Consider the following 1,067-nt stretch of genomic DNA (forward strand, 5'->3'; position numbering starts at 1 on the left):
CGGTCCCGGAGGCCGGCGCGGGCGGGCGGGGTGTCGCCGGGGGCCGGCGGGTCCGGGTCGGCCGGCGGGCCCGTGGTCGTCTGGGGCGCGGTCACAGGGTGGCCTCGCTGTCTGTCCCGATGTCCACGACGTCCTCCAGGTCTTCCGGGACCAGCGTGCGCAGCTGGTCCACCGTCGGTCGTTCAACGTCCCGCAGGCGCCAGGCGTGCCGGGCGATCGCGGAGTCGAGCACGTTGCGTGCCCAGCGGCCGTTGCCGAACCCCTCGCCCCGCACCTGGTCCGCCGCGAGTCGGTCGAACCGGTCGAGGGTCTCGGGCTCCGGCTCGAAGTCGGCGGAGCCCGCCATGGCCGCGAAGATGCGGCGCAGCTCCTCGGGCGAGTAGTCCTCGAACGTGATGGTCCGCGCGAACCGGCTCTCCAGGCCCGGGTTCGTCGCGATGAACCGGGCCATGGGTCCCGGGTAGCCCGCCACGATCACCACGAGGTCGTCGCGGTGGTCCTCCATGTCCTTGACCAGCGTGTCCACGGCCTCGCGACCGTACTGGTCCTCGGCCAGGGCGTACGCCTCGTCGATGAACAGCACGCCGCCCAGGGCGCGCTGCACCACCGCCGTCGTCTTCTCCGCCGTCTGGCCCAGGTAGCCCGCCACCAGCTCGGAGCGGTCCACCTCCACGAGGTGGCCCTTGTCCAGCAGGCCCAGCGCGCGGTAGATGCCCGCGACCAGACGGCCCACCGTGGTCTTGCCCGTGCCGGGGTTGCCGGTGAACACCAGGTGGCGCGTCAGCGTGGGGGAGGTCAGGCCCGCCTCGGCGCGCAGGCGTTCGATACGCAGCAGCTCGGTCTGGCGGTGGATCTCGTCCTTGACGCGGCCCAGGCCGATGAGCTGGTCCAGCTCGTCGAGCAGCTCGGCCAGCGGGCGGGGCTCGTCCGTGGGTTCCGGTTCTGGCTCGCCCTCTGGTCCGGCCGCCCGGGCGGCCGGCTCGGGTTCCGTGGCCGACGGCGTGGGGGTGGGCGCGTCGACCGGTGCGCCGAACTCCAGGCCCTGGTCGCCGGCAGGGCGGGGCGCG

The 1,067-nt window shown here is 74.2% G+C and carries 1 protein-coding gene; it reads right to left on the minus strand.

The annotated features are described in order from the left end of the window. Positions 1 to 91: 91 nt before the first annotated feature. The coding region (locus PROKR_RS10510; RefSeq protein ID WP_036962885.1) for an AAA family ATPase at positions 92 to 1,067 on the minus strand (976 nt) is incomplete at its 5' end.

This window comes from Promicromonospora kroppenstedtii DSM 19349, assembly GCF_000515355.1.
Classification (GTDB): domain Bacteria; phylum Actinomycetota; class Actinomycetes; order Actinomycetales; family Cellulomonadaceae; genus Promicromonospora; species Promicromonospora kroppenstedtii.